This window comes from Bradyrhizobium sp. KB893862 SZCCT0404, from assembly GCF_018130885.1.
Classification (GTDB): domain Bacteria; phylum Pseudomonadota; class Alphaproteobacteria; order Rhizobiales; family Xanthobacteraceae; genus Bradyrhizobium; species Bradyrhizobium stylosanthis.
The window spans coordinates 236648-253575 of record NZ_JAFCLT010000005.1; the positions used below are offsets into that span (position 1 = coordinate 236648).

Consider the following 16928-nt stretch of genomic DNA (forward strand, 5'->3'; position numbering starts at 1 on the left):
CTCGTCGTGATCCGGAGCCAGCGGAAGCTTACATGCGCGCCTGCGATCCGCGCGGTGCGAGCTCGGTCTGCGAGGCGAACCAGTTCATGATCCAGCGATAGACCCACGGGATCGGAATGATGAGGCTGCACAGGATGGCAGCCACGATGCCGCGCCAGAGAATATCGAGGCCGCTGCCGCGGAACACGATCTCGCGCCGCGTGCCTTCAATGCTGCGGCAGAACCAGCGCATCTGGGCCGCGGCAACCCAGGCCCAGCCGATGATGGTGATGATGGAGATTGCGAACAGCAGGTTCCAGCCGATATAGGCCCAGACCGAACCCGTGAAGCTGAGACCGAGCGGCTGCCCGTTGGACGCGAGGTTCGCGACCATCCATTTGATCAGCAGCCAGTACAGAACGATCTGGGCGATGAACAGCAGGTTGCTGAGCAACTGGCTGCCGATGAAGCCGATCACGATCGCCAGGACGATGAAGCCGAAATACCACGGCACCAGCGTCATCGCACTGCCGGTGAAGCTGAGGTTGGGGCGTCCGGGAACCTTGACGCAGGGCACGATCCAGTTCGTGTACCAGACGAACGCCCACGGAGCCGGGATGACGAAGATCATTCCGATCAGCAGGACGATCGTTCGCCAGGTGAACTCGAGGATGCCGAAATCGACCGCGAGCGCTCCGCCACTGACGGCGCCGCCGTAACTGCCGCCGCCCATCATGGGCGGGCCACCGGCCGGGATCATCGGCGGTGCGCCACCGCCTCCGAGCAGGCCGGGAATCTCGGCGGCCTTCTGCCAGCCGGCCATGCCCTCGGTCCAGACCAGCGTGTCCGGACGGACGACGCCCTGGGCGACCAGGTCGCGGAATTGCCCTTCAGGGAAGGGCCCCTGCTGCTTGCCCTCGGATGCGTAGAACCAGCTCGCCATGAAACGTCCCCCTTGAACTTACTTATGTACCGGCCAAGGCGCTTAGGTTCACCGCTTCGGCTCACCGCATCCATGCCAAAAATGCATTGTGAAGGATGAACGGCTGCCCTGTACAGAGGCGGCCATTCACATGGCCGTCCCTGGCCAAACGTTTTTCCGCTTCAATCTGCAACTTTTTTATGCCATTTGCCGCGAAAGATGCCAGATTGACGCTGCGCCGGGGACATACGGCGCGGCGCATCCCGGGGAATAGGCCTGACCATGAAACTTGTCGTCGCGATCATCAAACCCTTCAAGCTCGATGAGGTCCGCCAGGCCCTGACGGCGATCGGCGTCCACGGCATGACCGTGACCGAGGTGAAGGGCTATGGCCGCCAGAAGGGCCACACCGAGATCTATCGCGGCGCCGAATATGTCGTGAACTTCCTGCCGAAGCTGCGCATCGAGATCGCGGTCGCCTCCGACGTCGCCGACAAGGCGGTCGCCGTGATCACGGCGACGGCGCGCACCGGCCAGATCGGCGACGGCAAGATCTTCGTCACGCCGATCGACCACGCCCTGCGCATCCGCACCGGCGAGACCGACAGCGACGCTCTGTAGACTTTGGTTTTGACGCGTTTTCTTCACGCGAACCGGTATCCACTTCGCTCGAAAACGCTTTGAAAAGTAATCTTCGATCGCACCGGGCAACGACGCCACAGCGTGCGACGCCAATTGATGCCGGGGGGAACGATATGGCGGGATTGTTGCGCCGCGCAGCCGCTATGGCTGCGCGAATTGGACTTGTGTCGGTTATTGCCGCGCCCGCATACGCCGCGGATTCCGAGATCAGCACCGCCGACACCGCCTGGATGATCGTCGCCACCGCGCTGGTGCTGATGATGACGATCCCGGGGCTCGCGCTGTTCTACTCCGGCATGGTGCGCAAGAAGAACGTGCTCGCCACCATGGCGCAAAGCCTCGCCGCGGTGACGATCATCTCCATCCTCTGGGTCGCGTTCGGCTATTCGCTCTGCTTCGTCGGCGACGGCCCGTGGATCGGCACGCTCGACCGCTGGTTCCTGGCGGGCATGACCCTCGACAGCGTCAACCCGGCGGCGAAGACGATCCCGGAAGCGCTGTTCATGCTGTACCAGATGACGTTCGCGATCATCACGGTCGCGCTGGTCGCTGGCTCGGTCGCCGACCGCATGCGGTTCTCGGCCTATCTGCTGTTCTCCGTCGCCTGGTTCATCTTCGTCTACATTCCGCTGGCGCATTGGGTGTGGGGCGGCGGCTTCCTCAACAGCATGGGCGTGCTCGACTTCGCAGGCGGGCTCGTGGTGCATCTGTCGGCCGGAACCGCCGGCCTCGTCGCCGCGAAAGTGATGGGACGCCGTCATGGCTACGGCACCGAAAATCTCTCGCCGTTCGATCTCTCGCTCGCGGTGATGGGCACCGGCCTGTTGTGGGTCGGCTGGTTCGGCTTCAACGGCGGCTCGGCGGGCGCGGCCAATTCGCGCGCGGTGCTGGCGATCATCGCGACGCATCTTGCGGCCTGCTCCGGCGCGCTGACCTGGGGCGCGATCGAATGGTCGACCCGGCGCAAGCCCTCGGTGCTCGGCATGATCTCGGGCGCGGTCGCAGGCCTCGGCACCATCACGCCGGCCTCGGGCTTCGTCGCGCCGTGGCATGGCATCTTGATCGGCATCGTCGCCGGCGCGGTCTGCTACTGGGCCTGCACCTGGCTGAAGCACCGCTTCAACTACGACGACTCCCTCGACGTGTTCGGCGTCCACGGCATCGGCGGCCTGACCGGGACCCTGCTCGCCGGCGTGTTCGCCACCAGCGCGATCGGCGGCACCGCCGGCCTGCTCGAGGGCCATCCGCGGCAGTTGCTGATCCAGCTCTACGGCGTCGCAGTCACCTTTGTCTGGGCGGGGGGCGTCAGCTTCATCCTGCTCAAGCTGGTCGGCCTGTTCGTGCCCTTGCGCGTCTCCCGTGAGCACGAGCTCGAAGGACTCGATATCTCGCAGCACGGCGAAGCTCTGCAGTAAGGGCCTGGCAATAAGCACTCGGCGAGAGAGGACTTGCACGACACATAAGTAAGTGCTTATGTGTCGGCATGATCGAAGCCGACATCTTCAAGGCGCTGGCCGACCCGACGCGCCGAAAGGTCTTTGAAAAGCTCGCTGGCGGAAGCCTCAATGCCAGCGCCTTGCGCGACGGTTTGGAGATCAGCCAGCCGGCGATGTCGCAGCATCTCTCGGTGCTGCGCGCGGCAGGCCTCGTGCGCGAAGAGCGGCAGGGCCGATTTGTGAATTACGAAGTCGATCCGGACGGCATCGCCGCCATCGGAGTATGGCTCGCGCGTTATCGCGCCTATTGGCCGAAGCGCATGGAAGCCCTCGCTGACCTCCTGAAGGACATGGACCAATAAGGATCTGGATCAATGAGCGATGCAGTCGAATCTGATCGCCCCGACACAAAGCTGGTGCTTGAATATGAGTTCGATGCACCGCCGGCAAAGGTCTGGCGCGCAGTGACCATTCCTGAATTGCGCGAGCGCTGGCTGCCGGATTGCGATCTTGCCGGCGCCGAGCCGGAGACATCGATTCCGGGCGAAGAGGTGCGTTATCGGCTGCGCGATTCCGAACCGCCGTTTCGCGAGAGCCACGTCATCTTCAAGATCGAGCCGAACGAAGACGGCGGCACACGCTTTCGCATCATCCAGCAGGCAATCAGCGTAAAGCTGCCACAAGCAGCCAACAGCAATTGCTGCCTGATGCGCGCAGCCGCCTAACCACAACCAGACATCATCACCTGCAGACATGGAGGTCGCCGATGCGCGACATGCTTCAGCTCGTCCCTATGGTCGTCGAACAATCCGCGCGCGGCGAACGATCCTTCGACATCTACTCGCGGCTGCTGCGCGAGCGCATCATCTTCCTCAACGGCGAGGTCAATGATGCGATGTCGGGCCTCGTCTGCGCGCAGCTGCTGTTCCTGGAAGCGGAGAATCCGAACCGGCCGATCAATCTCTACATCAATTCCTACGGCGGCGTGGTCACCTCCGGCCTTGCGATGTACGACACCATGCAGTTCATCAAGGCGCCGGTTCACACGCTGTGCATGGGCACCGCGCGCTCCATGGGCTCGTTCCTGCTGATGGCCGGCGAGCCCGGTCACCGCGCCGCGCTGCCCAATGCCAGCCTTCACGTGCATCAGCCGCTCGGCGGCTTCCAGGGCCAGGCGTCCGACATCCTGATCCACGCCAACGAAATGCAGGAAACCAAGCGGCGCCTCATCCGCCTCTATGCGCATCATTGCGGACGCTCCGAGGAGGAGGTCGAACGGACGCTCGACCGCGACCACTTCATGACCGCGCAGCAAGGGGTCGAATGGGGATTGATCGACCGGGTCTTTGCGGAGCGGGAGGCCGCCTGACGGGCGGTCAGCGGCCCCAGCCGGATACCACTTAGGGAGTCCAGGGCGGCGCGGGCTGGCCGGCCGGTGAGCGCGCATCCCATGAGCAGGACGGCGGGCTATCCGGTATTCCGCGGCGCGGACACGCCCGTTCATGGGCTTTTGATGTAATTAGATACCACCAGGCTGCCCGGCGCGTGAGCAACATTGTGTCGGCCGCCTGTCATGCCTGCATTTTGAGCAGATGTGGTCAGGTTTTGAGCGCGACGTAATAGCGCACTGCACCGCAATACCCGTCCGGCGCGAAAACACCCGTTTTCATAGTCCGTTAGGCAATGCACCCGATCTGGCACGGCATTTGATTCTAGGGGTCCCGGCTGTGCCCGCGTAGTGAAACTTCTCCCTCGTGGCGAACCAGTCGAGACACGCCCGGCCACGTCCGGACCGGGCCCAAGCGGGGATAGGACCCATGAAAATTGTTATGGCGATTATCAAGCCATTCAAGCTGGAAGAAGTCCGTGACGCCCTGACCGCCATTGGCGTTCACGGTCTCACGGTGACGGAAGTCAAGGGATATGGCCGTCAGAAAGGCCATACGGAAATCTATCGCGGCGCCGAATACGCCGTGAGCTTCCTGCCCAAGATCAAGATCGAGGTCGCTGTCGCCTCCGATCAGGTCGACAAGACCATCGACGCCATCACGTCCGCGGCGAAAACCGGACAGATCGGCGACGGCAAGATCTTCGTCATCAACCTCGACCACGCGGTCCGTATCCGCACCGGCGAGGCCGATGCTGCGGCCCTCTGATTTCGCGCTCAACCTTATCCAATCAGGAGTGAATAATATGACGTTCAAGCGTCCCTATGGCGCGGGATTGGCGGCTCTCGCAGTCGGCCTGTTCGCTGCGACCGCAGCCTACGCCGAGCCAACGGTCAACAAGGGAGACAACGCCTGGATGCTGACATCGACAGTGCTGGTGCTGTTGATGACGATCCCCGGCCTCGCGCTGTTCTACGGCGGCCTCGTCCGTTCCAAGAACATGCTCTCCGTCCTGATGCAGGTGTTCTACACCGTCTGCGTCGTCACCGTGATCTGGGCCGTGTACGGCTACAGCCTGGCCTTCACCGGCGGCTCCGACTTCATCGGCGGCTTCACCAAGGCCTTCATGATGGGCGTCACCACCGACTCGAAGGCTGCGACCTTCTCGGTCGACGCCAACATCTCGGAGCTCATCTACATGTGCTTCCAGATGACCTTCGCGGCGATCACGCCCGCCCTCATCGTCGGCGCCTTCGCCGAGCGCATGAAGTTCTCGGCGATCGCCCTGTTCATCCCGCTCTGGGTCACGCTGATCTACTTCCCGATCGCGCACATGGTCTGGTACTGGCCCGGCCCGGACGCGATCCAGGATGCGGCCAAGGCTCTGGCTGCGGCGGGTGATGCGGCGGCGAAGACCGCGGCTCAGGCCAAGCTCGACGAGATCAACGCCGACGCCGGCTGGATCTTCAAGAAGGGCGCGATCGACTTCGCGGGCGGCACCGTGGTGCACATCAACGCCGGCATCGCAGGTCTCGTCGGCGCTCTCCTGATCGGCAAGCGCGTCGGCTACGGCAAGGAGCTGATGGCTCCGCACTCGCTGACCATGTCGATGATCGGCGCCTCGCTGCTCTGGGTCGGCTGGTTCGGCTTCAACGCCGGCTCCAACCTCGAAGCCAACGGCGGCGCTGCGCTCGCCATGACCAACTCCTTCGTCGCCACCGCAGCCGCCGCGCTGTCGTGGATGTTCGCAGAGTGGATCGTGAAGGGTCATCCGTCGGTGCTCGGCGTCATCTCCGGCGCTGTCGCGGGTCTCGTGGCCGTCACGCCCGCCGCCGGCTTCGCCGGTGTCATGGGTGCGATCGTCCTCGGCCTGGTGGTCGGCGTGGTCTGCCTGTTCTTCTGCACCGTCGTGAAGAACGCGCTCGGCTACGATGACAGCCTCGACGTGTTCGGCGTCCACTGCGTCGGCGGCATCGTCGGCGCTCTCGGCACCGGCATCCTGGTGAACCCGGCCCTCGGCGGCGCGGGCATCATCGACTACACCGCGATCCCGCCGAAGGTTGCCGATTACGACTTCGCGGCGCAGATGGTCTCGCAGATGTGGGGCGTCGGCACCACGCTGGTGTGGTCGGGCGTCGGTTCGGCGATCCTCTACAAGGTCGTCGATGTGATCGTTGGCCTCCGCGCCAATGTCGAGAGCGAGCGTGAAGGCCTCGACATCACCGAGCACACCGAGCGCGCCTACAACATGTAACGCTCTCCTCCCGGGCGCGGTCTCCTCGGGGGCCGCGTCCACTCCTACGGTTTGGGCACATACCCGGCAATGCCCCGACCGTTGAGGGGCTCCAGCGCAAGTTGGAGCCCCTTTCTTTTTGTCTTCTTTTGGGCCCGCGCGGCGAAGAAAGAGATTGCCATTCCGCTCGGCCGGCGCAGAAATACCAACCACAACGAAAAACAACGGGAGGTCGTCATGCGTTTGGAAGGCGGATGCTATTGCGGCGCGGTGCGCTACAAGGCCGAGGGCGATCCGATGATGCAGGCGCAGTGTCACTGCCGCGAATGCCAGTACATCTCGGGCGGCGCGCCCAACACCTTCATCGCGATGCCGGCGGCCGGCTTCAGCTACGTCAGCGGCCAGCCCAAGCAGTTCACGCGCAAGGACCTCGAGCGCGCGGTGACGCGCGAATTCTGCGCCGAATGCGGCACGCATCTGGTGACCAAGGTCCCGGGCCTGCCCGCAGCGATCCTCAAGGTCGGCACGCTGGACGAGCCGAAACAATTCCAGCCGCAGATGGCGATCTACACCTGCGACATGCAGGAGTTCCACGCGATCCCTGCGGGCATGAAGACGTTCGAGAAGCTGCCGGGGCACTGAGCGCGCCGTATTGCGACGCTCGTCGTGCCCGGGCTTGCCCCGCCTGCGCGGCCAGAGCCGCTTCGACGAGGCGAAGGCCCGGGCATCCACGTTCTTGAGCGCGGCAGGAAAGATCGTGGATGGCCGGGACAAGCCCGGCCATGACGTTGCCGAAATATCCTCGCCCCCACAGCGCCAGCAGTCGTCGCTTTCGACGAAAAGCTGCGGCCTTGGTCAGCCGCCATGCATCCCGTTGTTATCCGGCCCCATTTTTCCCGCTCTGGACGGGGCCGCCGGCCGATGGTTAATCGCGTCTTAACCTCGCCCTATCTATGGTGAACTGAACCGCTTCCCGCCGGCGCCTTGGTGCGACCGGCCGTTCCAAGAGTACTGGCGCCCAGAATGGTCATGACCGCTTCAACCCGTGCGCCGCTGGACGGTGGAAGCTCCAACAACGCACGCTCGCCCTTCGTCCGGCTGAACGAGCTGCTGGCGCCGCATCAGCCCGGCAAGCCCTTGATTTCGCTCGCGGTCGGCGAGCCGCAGCATCCGGTGCCGGATTTCGTGGGCCCGGTGCTGGCCAAGCACATCGCCGATTTCGGCCGCTACCCGATGAACCAGGGCACCGACCCGTTCCGGCAGGCCGCGAGCACCTGGCTGTCCTCGCGCTTCAAGCTGCCGCGACAGCTCGACCCTAAGAGCGAGATTCTCGTCCTCAATGGCAGCCGCGAAGGGCTGTTCCTCGCCGCGATCGCGGCCGTCCGCTATGTCGGCCCGAAACCCGGCAAACCCGCCATCCTGATGCCGAACCCGTTCTATCCGGTCTATGGCGCCGGTGCCGATGCAGCGGCCTGCGAACAGGTCTATCTGCCGACCACGGTCGGGAACGGCTTCCTGCCCGATCTCGATGCCATCGATGAAGCAACGCTCGCGCGCACGGTGGCGTTCTATCTGGCCTCGCCCGCCAATCCGCAAGGCTCGGTCGCCTCGCGCGATTACTTCACGCGCCTGAAGGGTCTCGCCGATCGCTACGGCTTCATGATCCTCAGCGACGAGTGCTATTCGGAGATCTACACCCGCGAAGCACCGGGCAGCGCGCTCGAATGTGCCGGGCCCGATTTCACCCGCGTGGCCGCGTTCCAGTCGCTGTCGAAGCGCTCGAACCTTCCGGGCCTGCGCGTCGGCTTCGCCGCCGGCGACAAGAAGTTCATCGGCATGTTCCTGGAGCTGCGCAACATCGCGGCGCCGCAGGTGCCGGTGCCGCTCCAGCACGTTGCGACCTTCGCCTATGGCGACGAAGCGCATGTCGAGGAGAACCGCAGGCTGTACCGGATCAAGTTCGATCTCGCCGACCAGATCATCGGCAATCGTTACGGCTATCGCCGGCCCGATGCCGGCTTCTGCGTCTGGCTCAATACGTCCGAGATCGGCGACGACGTGTCGGTGACGCTCAAGCTGTTCAAGGAGGCCGGCGTGCGCGTGGTGCCCGGCAGCTTCCTGGCGCGGCAGCAGCCCGACGGATTCAATCCCGGCGCAGGCTACATCCGCCTCGCGCTGGTGCAGGATGGCGAGACCACGGCGCAGGCACTGCACCGCCTGGTCGAGACTCTGGGTTAGGCGGGGCCCGTGAGCATGTCGGCAATCGAACGCGTCATTCCTCTGGTCGGCCATCTGCCGCCCTCGATCCGCGAGGGGCTGGCGCGGCGCATGCGCGAGCTCACCGGCCTCGGCCTGATTGGCCTGTCGGGCGTTGCATCGGCGGCGCTGATGACCTGGTCGGTGCAGGATCCCAGCCTCAGCCACGCCACCTCGCGCCCGATCCGCAACATCCTCGGTTATGCCGGCGCGATCGGCGCCGACCTTGCGATGCAGATCCTCGGGCTCGGCGCGATCATGCTGGTCCTGACCGTCGCGGTCTGGGGCTGGCGCATGATGACGCATCGCCCGTTCGACCGCGAGGCGCTGCGGCTCGGCTCCTGGATTCTCTGCACCGTGATCGCGGCGGGCTTCGTCAGCTGCTGGCCGCATGGCGGCGCATGGCCGCTGCCGACCGGCCTCGGCGGTGTGGTCGGCGATGCCCTGGTGCGCGCGCCCGCGGTGATCTTCGGGCCGCCGGGCACGATCTATCGCATCATCCTCGGCACGATCCTGTTCGCCGCGATGGCAGCGACGTTCCTGATCGCTTGCGGCCTCGGCGCGCGCGAGCACGATGACGAGCTTGCCGATATCGAGGATGAGGACAAGCCGCTCGACGAGGACGAGGAGAGCGATCGCGGCTCGGTATCGCTGGGCTGGCTGTTCCATGCGCTGATGAGCACGAAGGCGCGGCTGATCTGGCTGTGTGGTGCCGCCTACCGTTCGCTGGTGTCGAGCGGGCCGAAGACCAAGGCGGTCGGCTTCAGCCGCCAGGAGCCCAATCTCGGCGGCGGCCGCGCCGCGCCCTCGATCTCGCCGCAGGCTGAGGACGAAGACTACGAGGACGAGCACGAGGAAGCAGAGGAAGACGAGGAGGAGGAAGAGGAGGAGCCCGCCGCGCGCGCGCCGAAGAAGAAGGCTGCGCCGAAGGCCGCGTCCAAGAAGGGCGACAAGTTCGAGCTTCCCTCCGTCTCCGTACTGGCCGCGCCCAAGGCCGGCGATCGCCAGCCGCTCAGCAAGGCCGAGCTGGAAGCCAATTCGCGCTCGCTCGAAGGCGTGCTGCAGGATTTCGGCGTGCGCGGCGAGATCGTGAAGGCCAATCCGGGTCCCGTGGTCACGCTGTACGAGCTGGAGCCGGCGCCCGGCATCAAGTCCTCGCGCGTGATCGGCCTCGCCGACGACATCGCGCGATCGATGAGCGCGCTGTCGGCGCGCGTCGCCGTCGTGCCCGGCCGCAACGCCATCGGCATCGAGCTACCGAACGCACATCGCGAAAAGGTCTATCTGCGCGAGCTGCTCATCGCCAAGGAAGCGACAGACACGGTGGCCAAGTTGCCGCTCTGCCTCGGCAAGACCATCGGCGGCGACCCTGTCATTATCGACCTCGCACGCACGCCGCACATGCTGATCGCCGGTACCACCGGCTCGGGCAAGTCGGTCGCGATCAACACCATGATCCTCAGCCTGGTCTACCGGCTGCGCCCGGACCAGTGCCGCCTGATCATGGTCGATCCGAAGATGCTCGAACTCTCCGTCTATGACGGCATCCCCCATCTGCTCACGCCCGTCGTGACCGACCCGAAGAAGGCGGTGGTCGCGCTGAAATGGGCGGTGCGCGAGATGGAAGAGCGCTACAAGAACATGGCCAAGCTCGGTGTGCGCAACATCGACGGCTACAACACCCGCCTGCTCGAACTGAAGGCCAAGGGCGAGGAGCCGACGCGCACGGTGCATACCGGCTTCGACAAGGAGACCGGCAAGGCGATCTACGAGGAAGAGAAACTCTCGCTCGATCCGCTGCCCTACATCGTCATCATCGTCGACGAAATGGCCGACCTGATGATGGTCGCCGGCAAGGACATCGAAGGCGCGGTGCAGCGTCTCGCGCAGATGGCACGCGCCGCCGGCCTGCACGTGATCCTCGCGACGCAGCGTCCGTCGGTCGACGTCATCACCGGCACCATCAAGGCCAACTTCCCGACCCGCATCGCCTTCCAGGTCACGTCGAAAATCGACAGCCGCACCATTCTCGGCGAGATGGGCGCCGAGCAGCTGCTCGGCCAGGGCGACATGCTCTACATGGCCGGCGGCGGCCGCATCAGCCGCGTGCACGGACCGTTTGCCTCCGACGAGGAAGTCGAGAAGGTGGTGCGTCACCTCAAGACGCAGGGCCAGCCGGAATATCTCGAGGCCGTTACCGCCGAGGAGCCGACCGAGGACGAGGACGGCGCGGTGTTCGACGCGACAGGCATGGGCGGAGATGGCGGCGGCGACCTCTTCCAGCAGGCTGTGGCGATCGTCAAACGCGACCGCAAGGCCTCGACCAGCTACATCCAGCGCCGCCTGCAAATCGGCTATAACCGCGCCGCTTCGCTGATGGAGCGGATGGAACTGGAAGGCATCGTCGGACCCGCCAACCACGCCGGAAAACGCGAGATTCTGGTCGAGGAAGAAGACAGCCATATGTGAGGCGAGGAGCCTCTAAACATAATTTCACGTAGAATCGATATCTGCTTTTGCCCAAAATCACGCTAAAAGGCGCCTAGCCACACAGGACGACGCGTTGATCAGACACAAGGACATTCGATTCGCCGCCACCATCGCCGCGCGTAGCGCGCGGGTCGCGGGCGTGCTTCTCGTCACCGCCGCGATGGTGACTGCGTCGTCCTTTGCGCAGAACGTGCCGGTGCCGAAGCCCGCGCCGAAGGGCCGCGATGGCGCCTCCGCCGGCGGGCCGGCCGTCACCGGCGCGATGCAGACGCCGCCTAATCCGGTGATCCCGGATCCGCGCCGCAACGTGCCGAGCAGCATCTTCCAAACCTTCGATGCCAACCAGAAGGCGCAGGCGGCCAAGGTCAGCGCGTACCTGTCGTCACTGCAGACCCTGGTCGGGAATTTCGTCCAGGTCGGCCCCGACGGCAGCAAGACGCAGGGCGATTTCTACATCCAGAAGCCGGGCAAGGTACGCTTCGAATATGACGCACCAAGCCCGATCGACATCGTCGCCGACGGATCCTCACTCGTGGTGCGCGACCGCAAGCTCGCGACCCAGGACGTCTATCCGCTGTCGCAGACGCCGCTGCGCTTCCTGTTGTCCGACCGCATCGACCTGATGAAGGACACCAATGTCGTCAACGTCTCGGCCGACGACGTCTTCGTCAGCGTCACCATCGAGGAGAAGCAGGCGCTCGTCGGCACCAGCCGCCTGCTGCTGATGTTCGGCGCCAAGGACGGCCAGCTCAAGCAGTGGACCGTCACCGACCCGCAGGGCTACGACACCACCATAGCGGTCTACAATCTGGATTCGAGCAAGAAGCTCGACCCCGGCATGTTCAAGATCGATTTTACGAACTACGGCCCGTCGCCGGGATAGCTGCGTAGGGTGGGTTAGCCGAAGGCGTAACCCACCACTTCCGCCACCGCAGAAACCAAAGAGGTGGGTTACGCTGCGCTAACCCACCCTACGATTCCACGCCTGTGGACAAGCGTTTTCCCCCCGCCAATCCATGCTAAGACGCAATTCCCATGCGTCTTTCCCTGACAACCTGGAACATCAACTCGGTGCGGCTGCGCATCGACCTGGTCGCGAAATTCCTCAAGAGCGCGCGGCCCGAAGTGCTGTGCCTTCAGGAAACCAAGTGCATCGACGACGCCTTTCCGCTGAAGCGCTTCAAGCGGCTCGGCTATGAGCATGTCGCGCTGAACGGGCAGAAGGGCTATCACGGCGTCGCCATCGTCTCGAAGATTCCGTTCGAGTCGAAGGACATCCGCACCTTCTGCGACAAGGTGGATTCGCGGCACATCTCGGTGTCGTTCGGCGAGAAGGCGGGCATCGCAAAGCCGCTGGTGCTGCATAATTTCTACGTGCCCGCGGGCGGCGACATTCCCGATCCCGCGCTGAACGAGAAGTTCGATCACAAGCTTCGCTTCCTCGACGAGATGAAAGCTTGCGAGCCGCTGCATCCGCGCGGCGAGGATCGTCACATCCTGGTCGGCGATCTCAACGTCGCCCCGCACGAGAACGACGTGTGGTCGCACAAGCAGCTTCTAAAAGTCGTCTCGCACACGCCTGTCGAGACCGAGAAGCTGAAGGCGGCGCTCGAAGCCGGCGAATGGGTCGACGTCGCGCGCGACCGCATTCCCATGTCGGAGAAGGTCTATACGTGGTGGAGCTACCGCTCCGCCGACTGGACCGTCGGCGATCGCGGCCGCCGTCTCGATCACATCTGGGTCTCGCGCGCGCTAAAGGACGCGGTCAGCGATTTCAGGATTCTGCGCGATGCGCGGAGCTGGGAGCGTCCGTCGGACCATGTGCCAGTGACGGTGACGCTGGACGTTTGAGATCCGTAGCCCGGATGGAGCGCAGCGAAATCCGGGGCATCTTTCATCGGGCGAGAATCCCGGATTGCGCTACGCTCCATCCGGGCTACGGCACTACACCTCTCAGCTCGTCAGCTTCGCGCCCGCCATCAATATATCGCTCGCGATCTGACTTGATCGCACCGCGAACTCGTCGCGCAGGCGCACGGCGGCGGCGGGGTCGCTTTCGAGCACGCGCTGGAACAGGCTGCGCGCGACGCGGATGACGGAGGAATGCTCCAGCGCGATCGCGCTCGACGGCCGCTTCATCGGCACCACCAGCGCGAGCTCGCCGATCAGCGCGCCGGGACCTGCGATCATCTCGGCGCCGGCGCCGTCGTCGACCCGGAAGGCGCCGCGCTGGACCACGAAGCCGGCATCGGCATCGTCGCCGAGATTGAACAGGACGTCGCCGCGGACGAAGTCACGCTGCTCGGAGCCGATCGCCAGCATGCGCAACGAGGCGTCTCCCAACAGGCGCAGTGTCGGGACACGCTCGAGAAGCGCTACGTCGTCGTCGATTGACATTCAGATCCGAGGCTCAAGGGCGCGCCATCTAAAACGATTCGCACGCCCCCAAAGCGTATCACGGCACCAGCTTGTAGCCACCGGCTTCCGTGACCAGGATCTCCGGATTGGCGGCATCCTTCTCGATCTTCTGGCGGAGGCGGTAGATGTGGGTTTCCAGCGTGTGGGTGGTGACGCCGGAATTGTAGCCCCAGACCTCCTGGAGCAGGGTCTCGCGCGAGACCGGCATCTGGCCGGCGCGATAGAGGAAGCGGAGGATCGCCGTTTCCTTCTCGGTGAGGCGGACCTTGCGGGCATTGGCCGCGGTCAGCATCTTCGAGCCCGGACGGAAGGAGTAGGGGCCGACCGAGAACACAGCGTCCTCGCTGGCCTCGTGCTGGCGAAGCTGGGCGCGGATGCGGGCGAGCAGCACGGCGAAACGGAAGGGTTTTGCGACGTAGTCGTTGGCGCCGGATTCCAGGCCCAAAATCGTGTCGGAGTCGGTGTCATGCCCGGTCAGCATGATGATCGGAGCCTTGAAGCCGCCCTTGCGCAGGGAGCGGACGACTTCGCGGCCGTCAGTGTCGGGCAGGCCGACATCCATCAGAACCAGATCGGGGGAATTGGCCTTTGCGGCGCTCGCGCCCTTGGCGCCGGTATCGACGGCGGAGGCTTCAAATTCTTCGTGCAGCGATAATTGCTCCACCAACGTATCGCGCAGATCGGTATCGTCATCCACGATCAGGATCTTGCGGGCATTGGCCATAGGGTATCATCCTTTTGGGGCCGGCTCGGCGCGCATGCATGCCGCACCCAGCCGCGAGGGGAAGTTTAGGGGTCGCCGTTATTATTGTTGTTCGTGTTGAAGTAGTGGGCTGTTACCGATTCTCAAGCCAGAACCACTCTAACTCAGAATAGCAGGCCGTTTTGATGAATGTCCTGTAATGAATTCGACATTGCACGTTCACATGAAAAACAACGCCGCTTCAGGTACTTACGCCCGAAATCGACGCTCCGGACCGCTGTCGGCGATCCGCGTTAAGCCTGCTGCCGGGAATCCGCGCCGGGGCTGGCTGACGGCCGGACCGCTGACGATACCGGTGGCGCTGGGGCGCGGCGGCATCCTCGCCAACAAGCGCGAGGGCGACGGCGGGACCCCGCGGGGCAGCTTCCGGCCCAAGCGCCTGTGGTGGCGCGGCGATCGGCACAGCCGCCCGCAGACCTTCCTGCCGGCGCGAATCATCACCGCTACGGACGCCTGGTGCGAGGATCCCAACGACCGCCACTACAACCAGGCCATCCGGCGCGGCGAAGGGCAGGGCGGTGACCGGCTCAAGCGGGCCGACCATCTCTATGATTTCATCATCGACATCGACCACAACACCAGGCCGCGCATCGCCGGTCGCGGCAGCGCCGTGTTCCTGCATCTGGCCCGCGACAATTTCGGCCCGACCGCGGGCTGCGTTTCGATGACCAAGGCGGCGATGTTACAATTGCTGCGAAGGCTGGGACCAAGAACAAGAATCATCATCGGGTGAGGGCACATGCTCGAGAAAGATCACATCGCCGCCGCATCGCGCGTCCTCGTCCAGCATTGGCGCGATGGCAGCAAGCTCGACGCGCTGGAGACGAAGCTGAGGCCGCAGAGCCGCGCCGACGGTTACGCCATCCAGGCCGTGCTCGAAACGCAGTCGCCCGGACTGTTCGGCTGGAAGATCGCGGCAACGAGCGAGTCCGGCCAGAAGCACATCAATGTCTCGGGACCGCTGGCCGGCCGCATCATGAACGACACCGTGATCGCCGACGGCGGCACCGCGTCGATGAAGGGCAACGCGATGCGCGTCGGCGAACCGGAATTTGCCTTCCGCATGGGCCGCGACCTGCCGCCGCGCGCGACGCCATACACCGTCGACGAAGTGCTCGCCGCGGTCGGCAGCTTCCATCCCGCGATCGAGATTCCCGATTCGCGCTTCACCGATTTCGCCGGTGCCGGCGAGGCGCAGCTCATCGCCGACAATGCCTGCGCACATCTGTTCGTGCTGGGCGCAGCGACATCGGCGGATTGGCGCGCGATGGATCTGGTCGAAGAGCGGCCGCAGATCACGCTGCGCGGCGAGCGCTATATCGGCCACGGCAGGAACGTGCTCGGCGACCCCCGCGTTGCGCTGGCCTGGCTCGCCAACGAGCTCCGCGGGCTCGGCATCACCTTGCGGGCAGGGCAGGTGGTGACCACGGGCACATGCCATCCGCCGCTGCCGATCCAGGCCGGCGATCATCTTGCGGTGGATTTTGGCGCGCTGGGGAAGGTGTCGGTGGGGTTTGTGTAACCACCGCCGTCGCTGCGAGCCCATCTCTCTCCACACGTCATTGCGAGCGCAGCGAAGCAATCCAGAGTCCCTCCGCGGAAAGATTCTGGATTGCTTCGCTGCGCTCGCAATGACGAAATCGACAGCCGTTGCCCGGCACGCGCCTCGCTAACGGCTCCTACCGATGCCCGAAGATCGCGCTGCCCACGCGCACATGCGTGGCGCCCAGCATGATAGCGGTGGCGAAATCGGCGCTCATGCCCATCGAGAGATTCTTCAGTCCATTGCGCGCGGCGATCTTGGCGGTGAGCGCGAAATGCGCCGCCGGCGGCTCGTCCACGGGCGGGATGCACATCAAGCCGGAGATCGTCAGCCCATAGGTGTCGCGGCAGCTGGCGAGGAAGGCATCGGCCTCACCAGGAGCGATGCCGGCCTTCTGCGGCTCCTCGCCGGTGTTGATCTGGACGAACAGCTGCGGACTCTTTTTCTGGGATTCGATTTCCTTGGCTAACGCTTGGCAAATGCTGGGGCGGTCGACCGAATGGATGGCGTCGAACAGCGCGACCGCCTCTTTCGCCTTGTTGGATTGCAACGGCCCGATCAGATGCAGCGCGACATCAGGGTAAACGGACGTTAAGGCCGGCCACTTGCCTTTGGCCTCCTGCACCCGATTCTCGCCGAATACGCGCTGTCCGGCGGCGATGACCGGGGTAATTGCATCAGCGTCGAAAGTCTTGGACACCGCGATCAGCGTGACGGAGGCGCGATCGCGGCGCGCTTCCTTGCAGGCGCGTGCAATTTCAGCCTCGACCGAAGCGAGTCCATTTGGTGAATGGCCGGTTACCGGCGCGGCGCTGTCTTCTGTCATGATGTCGGATTGTCCGTGATCGTAACGGAGGT

At 64.5% G+C, this 16928-nt stretch carries 18 protein-coding genes; 14 read left to right on the top strand and 4 right to left on the bottom strand.

Annotated features, from left to right (window positions below):
- Positions 1-28: 28 nt before the first annotated feature.
- Positions 29-922 carry a DUF4339 domain-containing protein gene (locus JQ617_RS21740; RefSeq protein WP_212028073.1) on the bottom strand — a complete coding sequence of 298 codons (894 nt, stop codon included), beginning with the start codon at positions 920-922 and terminating at the stop codon, positions 29-31.
- 261 nt (positions 923-1183) lie between these two features.
- Here JQ617_RS21740 and JQ617_RS21745 point away from each other — a divergent pair, with 261 nt between their 5' ends.
- The 12 genes from JQ617_RS21745 (at position 1184) to xth (ending at position 13197) form a co-directional block, all read left to right on the top strand.
- Positions 1184-1522, top strand: coding sequence for a P-II family nitrogen regulator (locus JQ617_RS21745; RefSeq protein WP_008142802.1), 339 nt, complete (start codon positions 1184-1186; stop codon positions 1520-1522).
- 134 nt (positions 1523-1656) lie between these two features.
- Complete coding sequence (locus JQ617_RS21750) at positions 1657-2958, top strand: ammonium transporter (protein WP_212028074.1); 1302 nt, start codon at positions 1657-1659, stop codon at positions 2956-2958.
- Between the two features lie 68 nt (positions 2959-3026).
- Positions 3027-3341 (top strand): ArsR/SmtB family transcription factor, encoded by a 315-nt coding sequence (locus JQ617_RS21755; protein ID WP_212028075.1) that lies wholly within the window; start codon positions 3027-3029, stop codon positions 3339-3341.
- Positions 3342-3353: 12 nt separating this feature from the next.
- The gene (locus JQ617_RS21760; RefSeq protein WP_145657706.1) at positions 3354-3704 is read left to right on the top strand and encodes an SRPBCC family protein; all 351 of its coding nucleotides are present in this window, start codon (positions 3354-3356) and stop codon (positions 3702-3704) included.
- 41 nt (positions 3705-3745) lie between these two features.
- The gene (locus JQ617_RS21765; RefSeq protein WP_212028076.1) at positions 3746-4348 is read left to right on the top strand and encodes an ATP-dependent Clp protease proteolytic subunit; all 603 of its coding nucleotides are present in this window, start codon (positions 3746-3748) and stop codon (positions 4346-4348) included.
- Positions 4349-4796: 448 nt separating this feature from the next.
- Positions 4797-5135, top strand: coding sequence for a P-II family nitrogen regulator (locus JQ617_RS21770; RefSeq protein WP_008142813.1), 339 nt, complete (start codon positions 4797-4799; stop codon positions 5133-5135).
- A gap of 37 nt (positions 5136-5172) precedes the next feature.
- A complete protein-coding gene (locus tag JQ617_RS21775) occupies positions 5173-6621 on the top strand; it encodes an ammonium transporter (RefSeq protein ID WP_212028077.1) in 1449 nt (482 codons plus the stop codon).
- 216 nt (positions 6622-6837) lie between these two features.
- A complete protein-coding gene (locus tag JQ617_RS21780; RefSeq protein ID WP_063687651.1) occupies positions 6838-7242 on the top strand; it encodes a GFA family protein in 405 nt (134 codons plus the stop codon).
- A 381-nt stretch (positions 7243-7623) separates the two neighbouring features.
- Positions 7624-8838, top strand: a complete 1215-nt coding sequence (locus tag JQ617_RS21785; protein ID WP_212028078.1) for an aminotransferase class I/II-fold pyridoxal phosphate-dependent enzyme — start codon at positions 7624-7626, stop codon at positions 8836-8838.
- 9 nt (positions 8839-8847) lie between these two features.
- Entirely contained in the window at positions 8848-11325 is a 2478-nt protein-coding gene (locus JQ617_RS21790; RefSeq protein WP_212028079.1) for a DNA translocase FtsK, read from the top strand.
- Positions 11326-11506: 181 nt separating this feature from the next.
- Positions 11507-12229 (top strand): outer membrane lipoprotein carrier protein LolA, encoded by a 723-nt coding sequence (locus JQ617_RS21795; protein WP_249157394.1) that lies wholly within the window; start codon positions 11507-11509, stop codon positions 12227-12229.
- A gap of 152 nt (positions 12230-12381) precedes the next feature.
- Entirely contained in the window at positions 12382-13197 is an 816-nt protein-coding gene (xth, locus tag JQ617_RS21800) for an exodeoxyribonuclease III (protein WP_063685336.1), read from the top strand.
- A 102-nt stretch (positions 13198-13299) separates the two neighbouring features.
- Here xth and JQ617_RS21805 read toward each other — a convergent pair whose 3' ends face one another.
- The gene (locus JQ617_RS21805) at positions 13300-13743 is read right to left on the bottom strand and encodes a cyclic nucleotide-binding domain-containing protein (RefSeq protein ID WP_212028081.1); all 444 of its coding nucleotides are present in this window, start codon (positions 13741-13743) and stop codon (positions 13300-13302) included.
- Positions 13744-13801: 58 nt separating this feature from the next.
- Positions 13802-14488: a response regulator transcription factor gene (locus tag JQ617_RS21810; RefSeq protein WP_008142830.1), complete on the bottom strand. Its 687-nt coding sequence runs from the start codon at positions 14486-14488 to the stop codon at positions 13802-13804.
- Positions 14489-14690: 202 nt separating this feature from the next.
- Here JQ617_RS21810 and JQ617_RS21815 point away from each other — a divergent pair, with 202 nt between their 5' ends.
- Positions 14691-15260 (top strand): L,D-transpeptidase family protein, encoded by a 570-nt coding sequence (locus JQ617_RS21815; protein ID WP_212028082.1) that lies wholly within the window; start codon positions 14691-14693, stop codon positions 15258-15260.
- Between the two features lie 6 nt (positions 15261-15266).
- On the top strand, positions 15267-16049 hold the full coding sequence (locus JQ617_RS21820) for a 2-keto-4-pentenoate hydratase (RefSeq protein ID WP_212028083.1): 783 nt from the start codon (positions 15267-15269) through the stop codon (positions 16047-16049).
- Positions 16050-16206: 157 nt separating this feature from the next.
- Here JQ617_RS21820 and JQ617_RS21825 read toward each other — a convergent pair whose 3' ends face one another.
- On the bottom strand, positions 16207-16896 hold the full coding sequence (locus tag JQ617_RS21825) for a YggS family pyridoxal phosphate-dependent enzyme (RefSeq protein ID WP_212028084.1): 690 nt from the start codon (positions 16894-16896) through the stop codon (positions 16207-16209).
- Between the last annotated feature and the right edge of the window lie 32 nt (positions 16897-16928).